This is a genomic window from Parasphingorhabdus sp. (assembly GCF_059726685.1).
Genome location: NZ_AP041068.1, coordinates 2,003,399 through 2,024,553, shown reverse-complemented (window position 1 = coordinate 2,024,553; position 21,155 = coordinate 2,003,399). Strand labels below are relative to the sequence as shown.

The window sequence follows — 21,155 nt, the reverse complement described above, 5'->3', positions numbered from 1 at the left end:
TTTCGATAGAGAAAATGCCATAATCACCGGCAATGGATGATTTCTTTGCCACTGATAATGCGACACGAGGACAGGAGGATATTCCTGTCAGTGCTCCACTTGCGGAAAGACTGAGGCCAAAAAACCTCGATAATGTGGTTGGTCAGGATCATCTGGTCGGCCAGGACGGCGCGCTCAAACGGATGATCGTGGCGGGAAAACTGTCTTCGATTATCTTCTGGGGGCCACCGGGGACGGGAAAAACCAGCCTTGCTCGACTACTGGCCAACGAAACCGACTTGTATTTTAAGGCTATATCTGCCGTTTTTTCCGGTGTTGCAGAACTGAAGAAGGTTTTTGCGGAAGCAGAGCAACGCCAACAGACTGGCAAGCAAACTCTACTGTTTGTTGATGAAATACATCGCTTTAACCGATCTCAACAGGACAGTTTTCTGCCCTATGTTGAGAAAGGCATTGTTACACTGGTAGGTGCCACAACTGAAAACCCATCATTTGAACTCAATGCCGCTCTTTTAAGCAGGACGCAGGTGCTAATCCTCAATCGTTTGGATAGCAACGCATTGGACGAACTGTTGATCAAAGCAGAGGCGTTGACCGAGAAGAATATACCCGTAACGAAAAGCGCACGAGAAGCACTGATTGCCAGCGCGGATGGCGATGGCCGCTTCCTGCTCAATCAGGTTGAAATCTTGCTTTCTCTGGATATTGCAGAGCCGCTGGGCCCCGCCGCACTTGCAAAGCTGCTCCACCGGCGAATGGCAGTTTATGACAAGGACCGGGAAGGTCACTATAACTTGATCTCTGCGCTGCATAAATCCCTACGCGGGTCAGATCCGCAAGCAGCGCTCTACTATCTGGCCAGGATGCTCGTGGCAGGAGAAGAACCACTTTATGTACTGCGGCGTATTGTTCGTTTTGCGAGCGAAGATATCGGACTGGCCGATCCGCAAGCGCTGGTTCAAGCGCTTGCGGCAAAAGATGCCTATGATTTCCTCGGGAGCCCGGAGGGAGAATTGGCAATAGTGCAAGCCTGCCTCTATTGCGCCACTGCTCCCAAATCCAACGCCGCTTACAAGGCACAAAAGTCCGCCTGGAAATCAGCCAAGCAAACCGGTTCTCTGGTGCCACCGCAAAACATCCTCAACGCGCCGACCAAATTGATGAAGGATATCGGTTATGGCCAAGGATATAATTACGACCACGAAAATGATGAGGGTTTTTCAGGTGATAATTACTGGCCGGAAGAGATGGAACCAGAGTTATTTTATCAACCGGTAGATCGGGGTTTTGAACATAAAATTCGGGAACGCCTGGACTATTGGGATAGCTTGAGGCGTAAGATTAATGACTAAATATCAGATGCTTATATCATTGGTCATTCTTTGCCTGCCTTTTGCTGTGGCGGCAGAAGACAAACAAAATCAGCCCGATTGGTATCTCGTGGACGAAATTATTATCGATGAACCACCGGACTATCGCTCTGATATTTTCTTTGCTGACAAAGCCAGCATTGAAAGGATCGACGGCCTCGTTTCAGTTTCGATTTCCCAGATTGTCATGGCGGAGACCAATAAAGGTGATGATGATATCTCCAAGATCCGAGACATTCGCTCAAAAATATTGGTCGATTGCAACAGACATATCTACGCTGCGATGGAGCTTTCTGAATTTGACGGAAATGAAAGGCTAGTCCGGACTGAAACATGGCCCAAAGGCTCTGCAAAGTGGATATTGCCTTATGCAAATTCAGGATATGTAAGCATTTTCAGATTTGCCTGTGAACCGGGCAAACAATTTGGTTCCCAGAAATTTCCTGGGCATATTCAACCTTTAACATCGCTCAAGGCTTACCTGACTGCGGATTGGAGCAAATAGTGAATTTTGGAAAATTACTAATCATCAGCTGTGCGCTGCTATCCGTGCCCGTTGCCGGGCAGTCCAGCAACGAACCCAGTGAATATCAGAGAGCACTGGCCGCGGGTTACAAAGCGCAATTCATCTGCTCCGGACTGTGGAACGGTGGCAAGACGCTGGCGGATATCGAGGCTGATGAACTGACGGGCATTTATAGTCATATCGCAGACATTGTGCCCACACTCATGGCAGATATCGATCAGGAAAAGCGCCAAGTGCGGGTCAGCTATAATGACGTCATGCCGCCCCGCATTGCCATCTGGAATCCGCGAACAGGCTGCACCGGCATGCCGATCGGTTTTGCTGGGATAAAACTAGACAAGCCACCGGTGCTGCGGTCCTTCAATGATAATTTGCCTTGGCCAATGGGTGATGCCGGCGCAGCTGTTAAGCAAAACAATGTCGCCAAGTCTTTGCATCAATATGTATCGGCAGCTTCTGACAACAGTAAATATGGCGGCAAAACCAGTGCAGTGCTGATTATCAGGAACGACAAGATACTCAGCGAGCAGTATAAGAAAGGTCATGACCGGCATACCGCTCAACGCACCTGGTCGGTTGCCAAGTCCATCGCCGGAACATTAATCGGACACAGCGTCCAGCAAGGCTTCTCGGACGTCAACGCACCCGCCAAAATCATCGAATGGATGAGTGGTTTTGACCCACGCCGCGACATAACACTCGATCATTTGATGCGTATGTCCAGCGGTTTAACCAGCGATACGGCGGGTAATCGCACCGATCCTATTTACATGGGCGGTGCCACGGTCACCCAAAGGGCGGTGAACTGGCCCCTGCTCTATCCGCCAGGCAGCCGTTTTCGCTATGCCAATAATGACACGTTACTGGCAGTTTATGCTGCAAGATCCGGTCGTTTTGAGCCTTATGAATTTTTCCAGAAAATGGGTATGACGCGAACCTATGCCGAGACCGATTGGCAAGAGCATCCTATCCTCTCTAGTCAGGTTTGGACAACAGCCCGCGACCTAGGTCGATTGGGAATACTCTATCTCAATAACGGCGTTTGGCCCTACGGGGATGATGGAGCAGAACGCTTACTTCCAGAAAACTGGCGGGAATATGTCAGCACACCATCAGGCCCGCAGCCAGATCGGGAATTTGGCTATGGCGCCACATTCTGGCTCATGAACAAGTCAGAAGGCATACCGGATGACGCTTTCGCAGCATTCGGCAATCGCGGGCAATATCTGGTAATCATACCCTCAATGGACCTGGTGATTGTCAGACGCGGTTATGATACGCGCGACAATCGTTTTGATATTGCCGCCTTTACACGGGATGTAGTGAAGTCGGTGGGATCATGAGCGATACCTACCGCACTGCTGTCTGCACGGCTTTGACCGGGCCAGATTCCGTTCAGGTCAAAGAGAGGAAGGCAAAACCACTGAAAGACGGAGAAGTGCGGATTGCAGTAAAAGCAGCGGGCCTCAACTTTCCAGATCTGCTCATGACTTATGGCAAATATCAATTCCGTCCTGATCCCCCCTTCGTTCCCGGTCTCGAAATCGCCGGAGAGATAATCGAGGTGGCGTCCGGCGTGACGGCTCTCTCGACCGGCGATCGCGTTATGGGTGGCAGCAAGGGAAACGGGTTTGCAGAACAGATTATCTTGTCTGAAAGCTCTGTTCGCCCCCTGCCCACCGCTTTATCCTTTGCCGAGGGGGCCTGCTGGCATGGTGCCGCGATTACCGCTTGGCATGCACTAAACGATAAAGCCGAGTTGCTAGATGGCGAAACAGTCCTGATACTAGGTGCTAGTGGGGGTGTCGGTATGGCAGCGGTAAAGCTCGCCAAGTATAAAGGCGCGGTCGTTATTGCTACCGGGTCCAACGATGAAAAGCGTCGGGCGATAGAAAAAGCCGGAGCGGATCATAGCCTCGATCCCGCCGATCCGGACCTTGCCGCCGAGGTCAAAGAACTGACTGACGGCAAAGGAGTCGATGTGGTGTTTGATCCCGTTGGCGGTGATCTGGCGATAAAAGCGACGCGATCCATTGCCTGGGGTGGCCGTTATCTTATCGTGGGTTTTGCGAGCGGTGATATTCCTTCCTTTCCCGCCAATCACGCGTTGATAAAAGGCTATAGCCTTATCGGGCTGCGTGCGGGAGAGAGTGCACGGCGCGATCCGGAATTGGCAAAGCGAAGCGAAACGATGCTCCGCAAACTGGCAGAAGAAGGCGTGATGCGCCCGCATATCTCACATAGCTTTACTTTGGATGATACCGTTGCTGCGTTGGAAGCATTGGAACAGAGGGCCGTCATTGGACGGGCCGTGATTGATATCGCGCCCTGAATCAGGATGTTACATATGATTACATCATAAGCCCATCCCGCGCCTACTCCACACTATATCTCACCTAGAGAACGTGTTAACCTTCGGACAGTCTTAACAATGTCCAGAATTAGGGGAATGCAAATGGATGGATTGAGAATAGGAAACTATGCGCTCGATACAGAGCTCATGATGGAATGGGGGGAAAAGATCGGCGTCGCGCTTATCATTCTCCTGCTCACATGGATCGTGGCAAAAGCCGCCAAATGGGCCTTTGCTAAGCTTGTCGACAACATCAGTTTACTGCAACGCGACACCGGTTCAGGAGAATCCATCGGGATGTCGCTGGGCAAGATCGTTTCTTTACTCATTTGGCTCTTCGGTCTGATTGCAGTGCTTTCCACTTTCGGACTGAATAGCGTTATCGAACCTCTCCAGACGCTGCTCGACGACGTAATGGGCTTTATTCCGAACATCATCGGTGCGGGCATTATTTTCTTTGTCGGTTCGATCGTTGCGAACATCGTGAAACAGATTGTCGAAACCACGATGATGACTGTAAATCTCGACAAATGGGCCAACAAAGCTGGTGCCGAAGAAGTTACCGGTAACAGTACAATCAGCAAGACCATTGGCACGATAGTCTATGTTCTGATCATCATTCCCATAGCGATATTGGCCCTTGATGCGCTGAATATGTCGACCATTACTGAACCAGCGACATCGCTGCTCAACACAATTTTCACCTCCATCCCGCTGGTCATTGGTGCCGCAATATTGCTTGGCATCGCTTATATGATTGCGCGCTGGGTTGGCGGTTTGATTGAAGAGGTATTGCCTGGTCTTGGTGTTGATCGTTCGGTCAATGCGCTTGGCATTCTGCCCGAAAAGACAACGGTTTCATCCGTCGTTTCCAAAATCGTGATCATTGCCATTATGCTTTTCGCGGCAATTGCAGCGACCCGTATGCTGCAATTCCCAGAGCTGACCAATATCCTGAATGAGGTCTTGGCGCTTGGCGGCAAGGTCATTTTTGGCGGGGTAATTATCGGCCTCGGCTTCATGATCGCCAACATATTGGCACGAATTGTCGGTGGTGCATCTGAAGGCAGCATGGGCAGCCAGATCGTCAAATATGCGACCATCGTCCTGTTCGTTGCCATGGGTCTGAAATATATGGGACTTGCCGATAGCATCATCAACATGGCGTTTGGTGCATTGGTCATTGGTGGCGGAGTTGCCGCAGCCCTGGCCTTCGGACTGGGTGGCCGCGATGCCGCAGCAAAAACGCTGGAAGACATGCGTTCTGGCAAATCCAAAGCGCCAGCCACGCGTAAACCTGCAGCACGGAAACCCGCGGCCAAAAAATAGAATAGCTGATAAAAATCGAACGAGGGCTGGTCCGTGCGGGCCGGCCCTTTTCTTTTGCTATCACGGCGCGCTAAGATGCAGATATGCGGCGCTTCTCTCATTTTACCTGTGTCGACTGGTCAGGCGCAAAGGCGGAGCGGCCAAATGGGATCGCGGTCGCGACCATAGGATCGAATGGACCACCGGCCCTGCTCCGCCCCGATCCGAGATGGTCTCGATCAGATGTGCGCGACTGGTTGCTTCGGATCGCACACGCAAAGCAGGATATGTTGATCGGTTTTGATCTGTCGATGTCGCTACCCTTTCATGACGCAGGAAGCTATTTCCCGGAATGGGATGACAGTCCATCCAACGCCAAAGAGCTCTGGAGGTTAGTGGAACAACATTCTACCGCTGATCAGTATCTGAATGTCCTATCTTTCCTAGATCACCCTCAGGCAGCACGCCATTTTCGGCACAGCCGTGACAATGTCGGTGATCTTTTTACGGGGAGCATCGGACGGCTTCGTTTGGTCGAACAGCATCAACGCGAAACCGGTCAGGCAAACAGTGCGAGTTGCTTCAATCTTGTTGGTGCAGCGCAAGTCGGAAAATCAAGTCTGACGGGTATGCGCATGCTGCACCAGTTAAACGGTGCCATTCCCGTTTGGCCCTTTGATCCGGTGCCAGATAGCGGCCCAATGATCATCGAAATCTATACGACCATTGCTGCGCTGGCTGCTGGACTGCCCAAAGGAAAAAGCAAGATACGGGATCGTAAAGGGCTGGAAGCAGCGCTGCGCACCCTAGGAATGCCATTGCCTGCTAAATTGGACCGCTATGATGATCACAGCACCGACGCTCTGATAACTGCGGCCTGGATGAAAAATGCCAGTAAAGATACAAAGCTGTGGCACCCGCCGAAGCTGACAGATGAAATAGCACAAAAAGAGGGCTGGACCTTTGGTGTTTTTTGAAGCAAAGAGCGCTCGTTCGTGGCTACAGCCATCAAACCAGCGCCGAATTAGCTCAGCTGGTAGAGCAACCGCCTTGTAAGCGGTAGGTCATCCGTTCGAGTCGGATATTCGGCACCATTTTCGTGGATCGGAGTTCGTCCGGGGGACGAACGCCCGCAAAAATCCCGCAGCGCAAGCAAGGGTGGCTGTACACAACAGTAACGACCACCAATGATCCTACGGGCTGCACTAACCAAATCCTCAAAGTCCTTCGACAAGCTCAGGATGAGTGCCCTGTTACATCACGGCAACGTAACCCAACAAAAAAGCCCCGCCAGTCTCCTGGCAGGGCTCCTTTTCCACGTGACGATCTCTTTAGAACTTGATGCCTGCCGCGATGCCATACCGGCGTGGGTCGAGCGTAAAGATATTCGTGAACAATCCCGAAGATGCGTCAGTCAGATATTGACCCGTAATCGAGTTGCTGTCGAAGATATTCTGAACAAATGCCCGAACAAACCACTTATCATCGGTACCATTTAACTGCAGCGATGCATTGGCCTGCGTAAAGCCTTCTATCTTGTTGACATTGCCATTGAAAATACTCGCCGTTTGATCGCCTGTATAAGCAACATCGACACGAGGTACTAACGACCAACCGCTATCAAAGTTATGCGTATACTGCACCCCGGCAGACACCTTGACATTGGGTGCCTGTGGTAGATCATTGCCGCGCAAATTGACCTGCACACCCGGGCTAAGTACTTCAACGGCCCCTGCGCCAACCGTTGGAGCAAGAGCATCCAATATACCGCAGAAACTGAATGCCCCGGTTGATGCGATACCGCCGTCAGCCGGGAATGGAGCTGTGCCTTGAAGGTTCGCACCGGGTTGAATTTCCAACCCGGGGCTTGTGGGATCCAGATCAAGGCCACCATTTATCAGGGTATTTACCGTATTTACGTAACCGTTTGCAGTCGCTGCATCACCGGCAGTGGTTGGTATGACCGCACAATTGGCACCGTTCGAAATATCCTTGATGATGACCGCATCCGCGCGTCCACCACCTGGATCCCGCGGATTGCTGAAGAACTGATCACCCTTAACCTTGGTATTCAGATAGCTGAAACCGAGATTAATCAACCAATCCGGATCGGGCCGTAGGAAACCTTCTATTTCAACACCATAAATATCAGCATCAATTGTATCGTTGACCGCTGTTCGAGCGATAATACGGCTCAACTGCAGGTCCTTATATTTATAGTAGAAGGCCGTCAAATTGAGTTGGAGAGCACCATCGGCAAATGTATTTTTCGAACCGATTTCAAAGGCATCAATCTGCTCGGGAGCGAATGATTCAGGAACTTCAAAAATCGGCTGCAAAGGCGGATTGATGCCACCGGACTTGTAGCCGCGCGAGTAAGAGGCATAGATCAGATTGTCATCCGTGAACTGCCAGTCAATCACGAAGCGCCCGGTGATCTCGTCAAAGGCAACGCTGCGTTGCTGCACAATCTGATTGCCCGGCGTACCCGGATCGGCATCAAATCCGCCAACAAATGGCGAAGTAAACGCGTCTGTTGTTTGGCCAAATGGTACAAGGAAGCTCGCCAGGGTAGATCTTGCTTCGACAAATTTCTTGTCATTATTGTAGCGCAGGCCGCCCGTGAGCTTCAAATTGTCGGTGACATCGAAATAGACTTCACCAAAAATGCCGTAGGATTCGAGTTCGAATTCCCGAGTGTTGTTGCGGAAATAAGGTGTTCCAAGGAAACCACCATTGGAAGCGCCCAAGATACCGGCGATATAGTCAATAGCGAAGGTATTCACATAATAGCTGTTCTGGCCAAGATTATTCTCGGCATAGATACCACCCAGAAGGAAATTGAATGGTCCGTCCAGATCGCTGCTTATGATGCCTTCTATTGACCAGCTAGTATTGTCCTGATTGGAACGATCAAGTGAGATTGGCGTATCAGCACAAATACGGTTACCGCCAAAAGAACCGAGCCCAATTGTGTCTGTATCCGACGTACATAACTGGTTACCGGATGTCACAGCATTTAGAACCGGCGCAAAGGCTTCGAAAGGCCCTCCAACGCCAGAAAGTGCGCCCAAGGTTGCCAATGTAGGATCAATGGTAGTCCGCGACAGAACTGAGAGGTTATAATCTTGACGGGAGTCAACCTCTGTTTCCTGATACAGACCGGTTATGGATACCTGGATCGGTCCAAAATCATGTTCAATATGCGCCTGCAATTGTAACTCGTCGGTAAAATACTCAGGATTGAAGTCAGTATTGACCGTCCGGACATCATTAGGTTCAGTGAAGTTGGCGTGACCATTGGAATTCGGGTCATAAATGCTGCCAAGTCCCAATGTAGCAAAACCAGCACCACCTTGTGAGGCCAAAAACTCCCTAGAACTCAAAGTGCCTGTGAATGTCGCGTTGGTATTGACCTTGCCGAAGTCTAGGCGATTGTTGAGACAGCCCAAAACACCTGTTGGGTCCGTCTGACATTTTTGTTTCTGGATCCGCAGTCGGTCATCATCCTCACGGAAATAATAACCCATAAGGTTTACAGTGGTGTCTGGCGTTGGTTCCCATTTGATGGACCCACGCACTGCATACATGTCACGACCATCAATGTCGGAGCCATCAAACAAGTTAGTCGTATAGCCATCACGGTTCAGATAAAAACCGGCAGCGCGGAATGCCAATGTATCGCCCAATGGTATGTTGACCATGCCTTTGAGTTTTATCGACTGAAAATTACCATATTCACCCTCCAGCGATGCAGCAAATTCACCCAACTCTGGTTTCGCTGTAACAACGTTGACCACACCAGATGTTGCGTTCCGGCCAAACAAGGTGCCCTGCGGACCACGCAAGACCTCTACCCGTTCGAGATCGAAATATTCTGTTTCGAACAGGCGCGTATTGAACAACGGGGCATCGTTCAAGTGGATGGCAGTCGCAGAATCACACGTCACACCGACGCAAAGATCGCCGATGCCGCGAATGGTAAAGCTCGACGCGGTAAAATTACTTTTCGTGAAAGAGACGTTAGGCAGCGTTAACTGTAGATCTGATGCATTTTCAATTTGCTGTGCTTCCAGGGCTTCGGAATCGAAAGCCGAAACGGCAATTGGCACCTCCTGAAGGCTTTGTGCCTGACGCTGTGCCGTCACGATAATGACGTTGTCATCAACATCGCTATCGGCTTGTGCCCATGCTGGTGAAGCCACTGCAGATATAGCTGTGGCGGCTAACAGTAACGATTTACGCATTTTTCTCTCCCAATCCCGATCTATTTTTCTGGAGAGTGTAGCTTTTGCTCATCCCCCCAGATGTCTTGATCTTCAACTAATCGATCGATTAAGTCCAGACTGAAATAAAAAAAATGCACCAGTGCGTTACATTTTTGCACCTTTGTTGCTGAAGTGGTTTTAAATCAGCGATAAAAAAAGCCCCGCCAGTTTCCTAGCGGGGCTCTTTTTTTTGATGTCGACTAAATTAGAATTTAAACCGAACAACTCCGCCATAAGTACGTGGAGCGCTTGGATAGCCTGAAACCGTTCCCGATTGTGCAACACCATCGAATACAGTCGCAATATACCGGTCATCGAACAGATTTCGGCCATAGATGCCAACTTCAAGACCGTTGTCGAGAGCAAGCGTCATGGAAGCATTCACGAGATTGACTTCACGTCGGAAGATCTCGGTATTGCCCACATTCGTATTAAATTCTGGCAAACCGTTGTTGATATCCGTGTTGCTCTCATGATTGTAATCCACGCGCGTGATCAGACGATTGCCCGAAGCTCCGAATTCATGCGTGTATGTCGCCGAAGTTGCGATTGCCCACGCTGGAATGCCGCCTGGGCGCTGACCGGTGAGATCACCAAGCACACTGCCCGGGAAGTCATCGAACAACGGATCAAGGTGGGTCATTGCGAAGGTGAACACCAGACCGTCGGTTGGCTGGACGTTAACATCCAACTCAAAACCCTGCACCGACTGCTCACCAGCATTGCGCAGCGCGAAACCGGTTCCGGTGAAAGCAAAGCTTTGGAAACCCTCAATCGTCTGATCGAACAGAGCAAGGTTGACACCAATTCCCGGCCATTGCGCCTTGATGCCGACTTCATAGACTTCGGCTTCTTCTGGCCCCGCAAAACGCGAGCCTGTGACGAGATTTGGAACGGCCAGGCCAGCATCGAGGATTGGCGATGACGGAGCGGCGAATGTCGATCCACCTGGGCCAGCGGTAAATACATCATTCGACGGACGGCTATCGCGCGACAGGTTGATCGAACTCGCTTTAAATCCGGTCGCATAGCTGGCGTAGACGTTCACTTCGGGTGATATCTCGTAAGAAGCACGCAACAAATAGGTGAACTTGTCATCATTTGTCCGGCCATCTTCAACCGCATTTGGAATGGTCACAAATGGAGGTTGGAACTGGAATGCAGCCAGACCAATCAATTGGTTGCAATTTGGTGCCGTAAGAGCAGTACACGGCGTAGTTGCAACGGAGAGCAGAGCGGCCTGGTTTGCAGCCGGCAGTGCCTGGAACTGATCACGAGTAGTGACGGCGCCAGCAGTGGCCCCAACGATAAAGGCATCAACCAGATTAACCTGACCAAGCGGGTCGAAAGACTGCTGCGCAAGCGCGAAGTCCTTGGAATCGTCAGTATAATTGAAGCCGCCGGTGAACACGAGCCCATCAACTGGTTCGAAATCAACCGTACCGAAGATCGACCAGGATGTGTTGTCCATGCTGAACTGCTCAGAAGTCAGCAGAGGCGTGTTGAAGATGCTCTCTTGTGGCAGGCCGAGACCAGCTTCTACACCGTTGAACACGGATGGCAGGCCGGCTAGCACGTCGGCAGGGTTGCCGCCAGCGAGAATTTCGAACACGTCGCGGATATCGCTGCCGTTCTGAATAGCGCTGTCCTGAGAAATGGACTCATCAAAATAGAAACCACCAAGCAGGAAGTTGATCGGACCATCGAAATCCGAAGTAATTCGGATTTCCTGTGTGAAGGTTTCGACATCCTGATCACGCGTTTCCGTCGCGAGGGAAGCACTGGTGTAATCAATATCTGACAGGAAGAAGTTCTTCAGTTCACGATAAGAGGTGATTGACGTAACCGAGATCGGGCCGGCATCCCAATCGACTTGTATTGAACCGCCATAATTGTCGACTTCGTTGGTCGGCACAAAGTTGAGGAACACTTCATCACTAAAGAAATCAGTGTTTAGCTGTCCGCCCACTAGATTGAGCGCGCCGGTAACAGGCCCGGAAACAACCGTGCTGACCTGACAGCAGACCTCATCGATACGCGAGTAATCTGCAATCGCACGGATACGTAAATCTGGAGATGGCTCAATCAGCAACTGTCCACGTGCGGACCAGCGGTTGCGATCATTCTGCTCTTCATCAAGATTAAGGATGGTGGAGTAACCGTCACGACGGTTATAGCTGCCGTCGACAGAGAATGCGATGTTATCGGTGATCGGTCCGGTTACATCAGCCTTAAGGACGACCGAATTGAAATTACCGTAGCTGGCCTCAACCGCACCGCCAAATTCAAATTGTGGCTCACGCGTAATAACCGAAATAACGCCTGCGGATGCGTTCTTACCAAACAGCGTCGATTGCGGGCCGTTCAGCACCTCAATGCGCTGGACGTTGGGGAGATCTGACAAAGCAGCAGCCGAACGTGAGCGGAACACGCCATCAATAAAGACGCCAACTGATGGCTCAATGCCGAAGTTGTTATCACCATTACCGAAACCACGAATGATGAAGGTTGATGCCGAAGAAGTCTGAAGCTGGCTGACGCGGAGCGAAGGCGTAACTGTCTGCAGGTCGAGCACATCACGGATTTGCGCGGCTTCGAGCGTTTCTCCGGTCGTCACTGAGACCGAAATTGGGGTCTCTTGCAGCGACTGTGCGCGTTTGGTCGCGGTCACGATGATGACATTATCATCAACTGTTTCTTCTTCCTGAACCTCCTGCGCATATGCTGGAACTGCAGAAATCAGGCCGCCCACAGCAGTAGCGGTCAAAAACTTGGTTATTTTCATGATAAACTCCTAAGAACCCTTTTGAGGGGACGCATTACATTAAAGCCGTCCTCCATCTGTCTTCCGCATTGATAGAATTGGCGACAATAGTCCACCGCTTCTCATGCTTTACAGCGCCGTAAGTATGATTATTGTAGTGAATGCTGTCAAAGCGTTGCACCAGAGCAACAGATGTATCCAAAATGCCGGTAGTGGTGCCCCTGGCCCGACTCGAACGGGCACTCCTTGCGGAACTCGATTTTGAGTCGAGCGCGTCTACCAATTCCACCACAGGGGCTGATTTGCGTTGCCGCAGACTGGCTATCACGAAATCGCCGCCCTGTTAGCGGAGTATATTTTTGCTGGCAACCCTCTGTGTGTGCGTTTCCTTGTTAAAGGAGAATGCCGCCGGTCATTGTCTGAATGATCCACAATGGAAAAGCCACAATCGCCATGAAACCGCCCAAAGGCAACATGCTGTCGGCCATAACCACTTGCCCCCGCATACGCATCATCAGGGCAGCCAGTAATCCCGCCAGCGCTGCTCCCAAAATAACCAGGGGCAATGCCGACCATCCAAGCCAGCACCCAATAGCACCCAATAGCTTTGGATCGCCACCGCCTAGGCCTTCCCGGCCACGAAGCTTGTGGTAGCCCCAACCAATCAGAAAAAGCGTGAGGAACCCGGTGACGCCGCCAACCAATCGGCTCAAAATATCCGGATTCTCGATAAACAAAGACGACACCAGACCTGTAGCGGCCAGAGATAGCGTAAGTCGATCAGGCAGCCAATGATGCTGTGCATCAAGCGCTGCCAGCGTAAGCAGCAACCAACCAAATATCGCTCCCCACAAACCTGCCATTCCCGGCACCGCAAATAACGCCAAGCCTCCAATCAAACCTGCGCTAAGTTCGATCAACAGATGGTCGGACTTTATCGCCGCTCCGCAATATGCGCATTTACCTGATCTCGCTATATAGCTGAGTACCGGAACCAGATCGCGAGCATGCAAGGGCTGATTGCAACTATCACAGCGGGAACGTCCCGAAACAACCGATTTTCCCTCCGGCCAGCGGCTGACAATCGTCGCCAGAAAGCTGCCGATGACCAGTCCGAGAACAGCTCCTAGGATGGGATAGAGATAATCTGGCAAGGAAAGCTCCGGCAAGTTGCGAAATTGCCGATTGGCATGGCATCGACAGATGTTCAATGCTGCAATTGAAAAAGCGGAATGAGCGCCCTATGTGGACAACAATTGTTTAATGCCGCCAGCGCGGCCCAAGATTCCTCTGAAAGGAAAGCCCCATGTCTCAATCTGATCCTGTCGTCATTCTGTCCTACGCCCGCACACCGATGGGCGGCATGCAAGGTGCCTTGAGCGATGTAAGCGCGCCGGATTTGGGAGCGGTATCGGTTCGCGCTGCCGTTGAACGGGCCGGCATTGACGGCTCGGATGTAGAGCGCATCTATATGGGCAATGTCCTGTCCGCGGGGCAAGGTCAGGCCCCTGCCCGCCAGGCAGCGATATTGGGCGGTCTGCCGGAATCGGTCGAAGCCACCACAGTCAACAAAATGTGCGGATCAGGCATGCAGACCGCAATCATGGGTGCAGAGGCGCTGGCAGCCGGTTCAGTTGATATCATAGTCACCGGCGGGATGGAGAGTATGACCAATGCGCCCTATCTGCTTCCCAAAATGCGCGGCGGAGCCCGATTGGGACATGCACAGGCCATGGATCATATGTTCCTGGACGGCCTTGAAGACGCTTATGACAAAGGCCGGGCCATGGGCAGCTTTGCCGAAGAAACAGCCGGTGAATATCAGCTAACCCGTGAAGCACAGGATGAATATGCAATTGAATCCCTCGCGCGCGCCAAAGCAGCGGTGGAGGGCGATGCATTTGATGACGAAGTCGTTGCTGTTGAGGTGAAGACCCGCAAAGGCAGCGTCACGATCGACAAGGACGAACAGCCTCTGAAAGGCAATCCCGACAAGATTCCACAATTGCGCCCTGCATTTGCAAAAGACGGTACGATCACGGCGGCCAATGCTTCTTCGATCTCGGACGGCTCAGCGGCGATGGTCCTGACCCGTGCCAGCGTAGCCGAAGCAAAGGGCCTGAAACCGGTGGCGCATATTGTGGCTCATGCAGCCCATGCCCATGCACCGGCGAAATTTACGACCGCACCTGTCTCTGCCATCCAGAAAGTTCTCGAAAAGTCGGGGTGGAGCGTGGCTGATGTTGATCTGTGGGAAGTCAACGAAGCCTTTGCCTGCGTGGCCATGTTCGCGATGCAGGATATCGGCATCTCGCGCGACAAGCTCAACATAAACGGCGGCGCAACAGCCCTAGGCCATCCCATTGGCGCCAGTGGTGCTCGAATTATGGTTACGCTGGTCGCAGCGCTCAAAAAACAAGGCCTTAAGAAAGGCGTTGCGGCGCTTTGTATTGGTGGCGGCGAAGCAACGGCCGTTGCCATAGAGCTGGCCGACTAAATCCCAATTTGTAAAAAATTGAAGGGACGGGAGGCATCATTTTCCTGTCCCTTTTAATTACGACCTTGGAATTGTCCGCTGCCATTTCTACTTCAGGGGTTCATCCCCCCAGATCGCGTCCTGATTGATATAGCCCCGCCGACCAGTAACATCCAGCAGGCACCATCCATTCTCACATTGTGTGATCTTGCCGACAACACCGGTCTCAACACGCCAGATAACCTTGGCATCTCGTTGAGGATTACTCCGCAAAGGTTGTGCCTGCCCTTTTTCGCCCAGCACTATAGCCGTCCTTGAGGCGCTCAATAGCCTGGCGTGCATCCATCCCTGTGCACCGTCGGGATCCTCAACCTTTCGCCATGCCTTGTAGCGTGCCAAAATTTTAATCGGCAGGCGTTCCCTCTTATATATCCACATGGTCGGATATTCAGTGCTCGGCCCAGTGCGCATCCGTGCCTCCGGCTCATCGATAGAAGCCCAATAGGGTGGTTCCTGTTGGGCCATTGCCGGGGAGGACGTCATTGCGGCCGAACCCAGAGCACCAAAAACGAATAGTATTTTCAAATCAAGGTTACGCATGCTTTTAACTTTTACAATCCCCCACAGCCCAGGCCATAAACTGAAAGACGAGCGATCATCAAGCGCCACCTGCTTGACCTCATGTAAAATTCAGGCATAGCGATGGCCCTATGGCTGAAACATCCCAAACTGAGACACTCCGCCCCGCAAAACCGCGCGTCATTGTAACACGTGAACTGGCCGATGCGATCCACGATCGAATGGGGGAACTGTTTGATGTCGTTCCGAATTTAACTGATCGGGCCTTTACGCGAGACGATCTCATCGCCGCCATGGCCGATTGCGATGTGCTGGTTCCGACTGTCACCGATCATATTGATGCCGAGATGATTGCCGGCGCACCGGAACGGCTCAAGCTGATCGCCAGCTTTGGCGCCGGTGTTGATCATATTGATCTGGCGGCTGCCCGTGCGCGCAAAATTCTTGTTACCAATACGCCGGGAGTATTTACGGAAGATACGGCCGATATGACCATGGCGCTTATCCTGTCTGTGCCGCGGCGTTTGGCAGAGGGTGAAAAACTCATGCGCTCTGGACAATGGAAGGGCTGGAAGCCTTCGGGCATGCTTGGCCATTGCATCGGCGGCAAAAAGCTGGGCATCATCGGCATGGGCCGTATTGGCCAGGCTGTTGCGCGCCGGGCTTCCGGTTTCGGATTGTCAGTCGTCTACCACAACCGCCGTCAATTGCCGCCGGCGGTCGAAGAGTCGCTCAACGCCAGCTATGTCGATGATCTGGATGAACTGATCCGTACCTGTGACATTATCACTATCCATTGCCCGCACACCCCCCAAACACATGAATTGATCAACGCCGAGCGGATTGCCATGATGAAGCCATCCACATACCTGATCAACACGGCTCGCGGCGAACTGATTGATGAAAATGCGTTGATCGAAGCACTCCAGAAAGAGAACATAAGCGGCGCAGGCCTGGATGTTTACACACAAGAGCCCGCGGTCGACGAGCGTTTTCTGACGCTAAAAAATGTTGTGCTGTTGCCCCATATGGGCAGCGCTACTTTCGAAGGACGAGAAGCATCGGGTGAGCGAGTCATTGCCAATATCCGCGTATGGGCCGACGGACACAGACCGCCAGATCAGGTGTTGGAAGGCTGGGCCTGAACTCTTACCCGCCGTCCGCAATAGTTCGCGGTTGAGTCCCGTCCCGTTCACGACTAGAAAACCTCAAAATATGATTCGCAGAAGCGGGTCGGCGTAATAAAATACTGTGTTCAGGGGACTTCATGAAATATCTGAGTAAAATTCTCATCGCTGGCGTTGCGGCCGTTCTGGCAAACGTTCCGGCAGCAGCACAAGAAGTCGTCGATCCAGCCACTGATGTGGCCAATAGTGGTGATACTGCCTGGATATTAACCTCTACCGCTCTCGTTTTGTTGATGACGCTTCCCGGCCTTGCTTTATTCTATGGTGGGCTGGTCAGATCCAAGAACTTCCTCTCGGTGCTTATACAATGCATGGCCGTGGCCGGTATCACCTCCGTTTTGTGGGTTATCGCCGGTTACACACTGGCATTTGGTCAAGTTACAAATGGTATTTTAGGTAATGGTATCAATTGGATGCTTGGTAATCTTGGTAATGTTCGTGAAGGAACCACCATACCGGAATCTGCCTTTGCCATGTTCCAGATGACTTTTGCGGTGATTACCCCTGCCCTGATGGTTGGCGCCTGGGTTGATCGTGCGCGCTTTGGCTGGGTCGTGGCTTTCTGTTCGCTCTGGCTGCTGGTAGTATATGCACCCGTTACCCACTGGGTTTGGGGCGGCGGCTGGCTTTCCAGTCTTGGTGTACTCGACTTTGCCGGTGGAATCGTGGTCCACACCACGGCAGGCGTATCAGCGCTTGTTGTCGCGATCATGATGGGCAAGCGGATTGGCTGGCCGAAAACACTGATGCTGCCGCATAGCCCTGCCTTGACGGTCGCGGGTGCAGGCTTGCTCTGGGTCGGGTGGTTCGGATTTAACGGTGGCTCTGCCCTGACCGCAACAGACGATGCATCTTCCGCGATTATCAACACCCATATCGCGGCTTCCATGGCAGCTTTGGTCTGGATTTTGATCGAGCGGATCAAAGTCGGAAAATCAACCGCTGTTGGTGTCGCAACCGGCGCGATTGCGGGCCTTGCCACCATCACTCCGGCGGCTGGTTTCGTCGGCCCGGGAGCATCGATCGTGATTGGCGCGGCGGCAGGTTTCGTCTGTTTCTTTGCGGTTGGCCTAGTCAAAAATGGCTTTAAAATCGACGACAGCCTCGACGTTTTCGCAGTTCACGGCGTCGGCGGCATGTTGGGTTCTCTGCTGCTGGCTCTTTTCATCAGCGAAGGCCTTGGCGGCACGGGCTATGGCGATGATATGGCCTTTGGCAGCCAGTTTGTTGCCCAGCTTATCGGTGTCGGCGTTGTGGCCATTTGGTCTGCCATCGCTACTGCGATCCTCGGCTATGGAATCAGCTTCATCCTTCCAATGCGGGTGAATGAAGATGACGAACGCGATGGTCTGGACATTGCCAGCCATGGTGAACGGGCGTGGGACTTAGACTAAAGACCTAAACCAAAAAAACGTGAGATCCGGTGGCCAGCTTCGTTGACCAACGGAACGAACGGTTTGTTCTAACTGGCTGAAAAGGCCTTCCAACCGACATAAGCCAGAAATGGCAGACCAATCAGGTCAGCAATGGCAATCGCGCGCAAAGTGTCGGGTTGGCCATAGATGCCATAGATGACGAGAAAGCTGATCATCGAAAGCGCCGTTAGAGTGACTGCCAGTTTGCGTACATCGGGATCAAAAGCCGCCCATAGGCAGGCGACAACTATCACTCCGAACAAAGCAGCGCGATGTTGTAGCAAAGCGAAATTCATACCATCCGGCGCTACGCCATATAGGCGAGTGATCAGTGACGGAGCAAAAAAGGCAGTGAATGGCGGCAAGTGGATAAGAATGCCCAGAACAATCCAGCAAGCCCGTTCCAACATGATACCGCTCCCGCTTGTTATAGTGTCATATGCAAAAACTGATTAAATGGACTCGCAATATAATCCCCAAAAGCAGGCCCATTTTCGAAACCGCGTTTGCGATAGAGGTGAAGAGCTGGTTCAAACTCTTTCCCCGATCCCGTTTCAAGGCTCAGCGTTCTATATCCGCGCCGTTTTGCTTCGGCAATTATGTGGTTGAGAATTGACAAACCCACACCTTTCCGAACGTGCTTCGGATTCGTTCGCATGGATTTGATTTCACCAGCTGTGCCAGACAGTTGTTTCAGCGCGCCAACGCCCAAGAGAACACCCCGCTCCCATGCGGCCCATACAGTCACATCGAGCGCCTTCAAGCCGGAAAGGTCAAGCGCATAGACGCTGCCTGCGGGAGAATTTTTGTGCATGTCGGACAGATGGATGGCCAGCAGATCCTGAACCGCCTGCCCTGTCAGATCATCTGGCCGAATTTCCATGAGTCGATCGCTTTCCTACTATCATCCGCGATGATATATACAGTTCGAGCACTTGGACAGTTTAAATCAATTGTTTCTGATTGTTACACGGCCGACCTGCTGGAACATATAGCGTTCCAAATAGCGCAAAATGCAGTGTGATGTGTGTGAACTTTGAAACGAGAAAGCTGAATTACGGTTTAAGACGTCAGTGTCAGGGTCCGCAGAATTTCTGTATCCAAAGCATCAGCGAAGCGGCACCCGGCCTGCTTTGTTTTCTGCCAAACCAAAGTGGCTTTGACCGGCACATGTTTGTTGACGGTGACGGTTACTTTCTCGCCTTCCTGAAACACGGCGTCGGCTTCAAACCGGCATCCGTATATCGAAATATCCAGCAAGGTAGCAACGATGGATTTATTCCCGCTGCGTTTCAGCGATGCACTGGAAACGGTCACTTCATGGCGGGGCACAGCACGCCGGTTCAATGCTGCCGGCTCCACTCTACGGTATCTTGTCGACTTTAACGCCACGTCTACCCTCCTGCCAATTTCCACCCACCTGTATCGACAGGTAAACGGAAAAAGGTATCAAAAGGTTAACAGCGTTAAAGCATGACTATTCCCCGGTCAGGATGCGATCTACCAGCTGTTTGACCGTTGGAACAAAGCCATTGGAATAGAAAGGATCTTTACCGAAATTATAAGCTCCGTGCCCGGCGAACATCAAATGCTCTTCCACAGGAGATCCATGAACAATTTCCTGCAGTGACTTTTGAATACAAAAACTTCGCGGGTCCGCGAGTCGCCCGGTGCTGAAATTGTCATGGTCTTTCCAGGAAGAAAAACCGCAATGGGACAAACAACCCATGCAATCGGCCTGATCCTTGCGGATCATTTTGGCTTCCTCCGGTGTGGTGAAGACGATTGTGTTATCCGGCGTCTTCAGCGCCATGGTGAACCCCAACCCATCCCATTCCCGGGCACGGAGCAGGTCATTGCGCGTGACCCAGAAATTTTTGCCCTTCACGCCGACATCCAGTTGATGGGTATGTTCGCCTGCTTTCTCGGTCGAATAGGGAATCTGACGTTCGGACCGTGCTTCCAGACTGCGAAGAAACTCATTTCGCACCGCCGATGAATAGAAACCGGTGGGCGAAAACTTGTGCAGCAGGACATCTCCTTCCTTGATTTTAATCAGTTCATTCTTCCAGCTGTCGGGGATCGGACTCTCTTTCGTAAGAAGAGGGCGGGTGCCGAATTGGAAAGCAATCTGCCCCAGCTCATCATTATCGATCCAGTTATCCCAGTCCTTTAGAGCCCAAACACCGCCTGCCATGATGATGGGGACGCTATCAGCAATTCCTTCACCGCGCATAGTCTCACGTAGCGCCTTGACCCGAGGATATGGATCTTCCGGTTTACGAGGGTCTTCAGCATTGCTGAGACCATTGTGTCCGCCAGCCAACCAAGGATCTTCATAAACGACGGCAGCCATAAGATCAGAAACTTTATGATAAGCCCGCTTCCACAAGGCACGAAATGCGCGAGCGGAGCTGATAATCGGGAGATAATTCACGCCATATTGCTGGGCAATTTCCGAAAGCTTGTAAGGCATACCGGCACCGCAGGTGACGCCCGCAACCATGCCCTTGGTCTGTTCCAAAACGCCGTGCAACACTTGTTGCGCGCCGCCCATTTCCCAAAGCACATTGATATTGATTGCACCCTTGCCATTGGACATTTCAAAGGCCCTTGTCACCTGTGCAACCGCGCCATCAATTGCATATTTGACAAGCTCTTCATGCCGTACGCCGCGGGTTTTGCCATGATAGATTTGCGGGATGACATTGCCATCCGCGTCATAGCTATCCGCATTAACGGCCGAAACAGTGCCGATACCGCCAGCAGCTGCCCAGGCCCCGGAACTGGCATGATTGGTCGCGGCAACCCCTTTTCCGCCCTCAATCAATGGCCAAACTTCACGGCCATTATACTGGATAGGTTTGACCCCTTTAAACAATATACTCTCCTATATACCCCAAGCGTGT

Annotated in this window: 17 protein-coding genes and 2 tRNA genes; 10 read left to right on the top strand and 9 right to left on the bottom strand. The window is 51.9% G+C overall.

From position 1 onward, the window contains the following. Nucleotides 1-32: 32 nt before the first annotated feature. The 7 genes from AC6I9Z_RS09965 to AC6I9Z_RS09935 all read left to right on the top strand — a co-directional run bounded on the left by AC6I9Z_RS09965 (nucleotide 33) and on the right by AC6I9Z_RS09935 (nucleotide 6,651). Complete coding sequence (locus tag AC6I9Z_RS09965; RefSeq protein WP_461455707.1) at nucleotides 33-1,352, top strand: replication-associated recombination protein A; 1,320 nt, start codon at nucleotides 33-35, stop codon at nucleotides 1,350-1,352. After that, nucleotides 1,345-1,875 carry a hypothetical protein gene (locus AC6I9Z_RS09960; protein ID WP_461455706.1) on the top strand — a complete coding sequence of 177 codons (531 nt, stop codon included), beginning with the start codon at nucleotides 1,345-1,347 and terminating at the stop codon, nucleotides 1,873-1,875. Before AC6I9Z_RS09965 ends, AC6I9Z_RS09960 begins: the two co-directional genes overlap by 8 nt. Continuing rightward, entirely contained in the window at nucleotides 1,875-3,239 is a 1,365-nt protein-coding gene (locus AC6I9Z_RS09955) for a serine hydrolase domain-containing protein (RefSeq protein WP_461455705.1), read from the top strand. The genes AC6I9Z_RS09960 and AC6I9Z_RS09955 overlap by 1 nt, the downstream gene beginning before the upstream one ends. Then, nucleotides 3,236-4,228 (top strand): NADPH:quinone oxidoreductase family protein, encoded by a 993-nt coding sequence (locus AC6I9Z_RS09950; RefSeq protein ID WP_461455704.1) that lies wholly within the window; start codon nucleotides 3,236-3,238, stop codon nucleotides 4,226-4,228. Before AC6I9Z_RS09955 ends, AC6I9Z_RS09950 begins: the two co-directional genes overlap by 4 nt. A gap of 123 nt (nucleotides 4,229-4,351) precedes the next feature. Next, complete coding sequence (locus AC6I9Z_RS09945) at nucleotides 4,352-5,578, top strand: mechanosensitive ion channel (RefSeq protein ID WP_461455703.1); 1,227 nt, start codon at nucleotides 4,352-4,354, stop codon at nucleotides 5,576-5,578. Nucleotides 5,579-5,661: 83 nt separating this feature from the next. Further along, nucleotides 5,662-6,534 (top strand): hypothetical protein, encoded by an 873-nt coding sequence (locus tag AC6I9Z_RS09940; RefSeq protein WP_461455702.1) that lies wholly within the window; start codon nucleotides 5,662-5,664, stop codon nucleotides 6,532-6,534. 41 nt (nucleotides 6,535-6,575) lie between these two features. After that, nucleotides 6,576-6,651: transfer RNA gene (locus AC6I9Z_RS09935), tRNA-Thr, on the top strand. 237 nt (nucleotides 6,652-6,888) lie between these two features. Here AC6I9Z_RS09935 and AC6I9Z_RS09930 read toward each other — a convergent pair. The 4 genes from AC6I9Z_RS09930 to AC6I9Z_RS09915 form a co-directional block, all read right to left on the bottom strand. Then, nucleotides 6,889-9,804: a TonB-dependent receptor gene (locus AC6I9Z_RS09930; RefSeq protein ID WP_461455701.1), complete on the bottom strand. Its 2,916-nt coding sequence runs from the start codon at nucleotides 9,802-9,804 to the stop codon at nucleotides 6,889-6,891. A 226-nt stretch (nucleotides 9,805-10,030) separates the two neighbouring features. Continuing rightward, nucleotides 10,031-12,610: a TonB-dependent receptor gene (locus AC6I9Z_RS09925; RefSeq protein WP_461455700.1), complete on the bottom strand. Its 2,580-nt coding sequence runs from the start codon at nucleotides 12,608-12,610 to the stop codon at nucleotides 10,031-10,033. Nucleotides 12,611-12,802: 192 nt separating this feature from the next. Then, a tRNA-Leu gene (locus AC6I9Z_RS09920) sits at nucleotides 12,803-12,887 on the bottom strand. A gap of 94 nt (nucleotides 12,888-12,981) precedes the next feature. Continuing rightward, entirely contained in the window at nucleotides 12,982-13,743 is a 762-nt protein-coding gene (locus AC6I9Z_RS09915; protein WP_461455699.1) for a prepilin peptidase, read from the bottom strand. Nucleotides 13,744-13,895: 152 nt separating this feature from the next. On the opposite strand from AC6I9Z_RS09915, the gene AC6I9Z_RS09910 reads away from it, so the two are divergent. Then, nucleotides 13,896-15,086 carry an acetyl-CoA C-acyltransferase gene (locus tag AC6I9Z_RS09910; RefSeq protein WP_461455698.1) on the top strand — a complete coding sequence of 397 codons (1,191 nt, stop codon included), beginning with the start codon at nucleotides 13,896-13,898 and terminating at the stop codon, nucleotides 15,084-15,086. An 87-nt stretch (nucleotides 15,087-15,173) separates the two neighbouring features. Here AC6I9Z_RS09910 and AC6I9Z_RS09905 read toward each other — a convergent pair whose 3' ends face one another. Beyond that, a complete protein-coding gene (locus AC6I9Z_RS09905; protein WP_461455697.1) occupies nucleotides 15,174-15,665 on the bottom strand; it encodes an SH3 domain-containing protein in 492 nt (163 codons plus the stop codon). A gap of 110 nt (nucleotides 15,666-15,775) precedes the next feature. Between AC6I9Z_RS09905 and AC6I9Z_RS09900 the strand changes: the two genes are divergently transcribed. Together AC6I9Z_RS09900 and AC6I9Z_RS09895 are read left to right on the top strand one after the other, a co-directional pair. Next, nucleotides 15,776-16,789 carry a 2-hydroxyacid dehydrogenase gene (locus AC6I9Z_RS09900; RefSeq protein WP_461455696.1) on the top strand — a complete coding sequence of 338 codons (1,014 nt, stop codon included), beginning with the start codon at nucleotides 15,776-15,778 and terminating at the stop codon, nucleotides 16,787-16,789. Between the two features lie 122 nt (nucleotides 16,790-16,911). Then, complete coding sequence (locus AC6I9Z_RS09895; protein WP_461455695.1) at nucleotides 16,912-18,225, top strand: ammonium transporter; 1,314 nt, start codon at nucleotides 16,912-16,914, stop codon at nucleotides 18,223-18,225. A 68-nt stretch (nucleotides 18,226-18,293) separates the two neighbouring features. Here the strand turns inward: AC6I9Z_RS09895 and AC6I9Z_RS09890 are convergent, their stop codons facing one another. From AC6I9Z_RS09890 to AC6I9Z_RS09875, 4 genes are all read right to left on the bottom strand, one after another. After that, nucleotides 18,294-18,656 carry a hypothetical protein gene (locus AC6I9Z_RS09890; RefSeq protein WP_461455694.1) on the bottom strand — a complete coding sequence of 121 codons (363 nt, stop codon included), beginning with the start codon at nucleotides 18,654-18,656 and terminating at the stop codon, nucleotides 18,294-18,296. A 17-nt stretch (nucleotides 18,657-18,673) separates the two neighbouring features. Then, nucleotides 18,674-19,129: a GNAT family N-acetyltransferase gene (locus AC6I9Z_RS09885; protein ID WP_461455693.1), complete on the bottom strand. Its 456-nt coding sequence runs from the start codon at nucleotides 19,127-19,129 to the stop codon at nucleotides 18,674-18,676. A gap of 179 nt (nucleotides 19,130-19,308) precedes the next feature. Beyond that, the gene (locus tag AC6I9Z_RS09880) at nucleotides 19,309-19,593 is read right to left on the bottom strand and encodes a PilZ domain-containing protein (RefSeq protein WP_461455692.1); all 285 of its coding nucleotides are present in this window, start codon (nucleotides 19,591-19,593) and stop codon (nucleotides 19,309-19,311) included. 130 nt (nucleotides 19,594-19,723) lie between these two features. Then, nucleotides 19,724-21,127, bottom strand: a complete 1,404-nt coding sequence (locus AC6I9Z_RS09875) for an NAD(P)H-dependent flavin oxidoreductase (protein ID WP_461455691.1) — start codon at nucleotides 21,125-21,127, stop codon at nucleotides 19,724-19,726. Nucleotides 21,128-21,155: the final 28 nt, after the last annotated feature.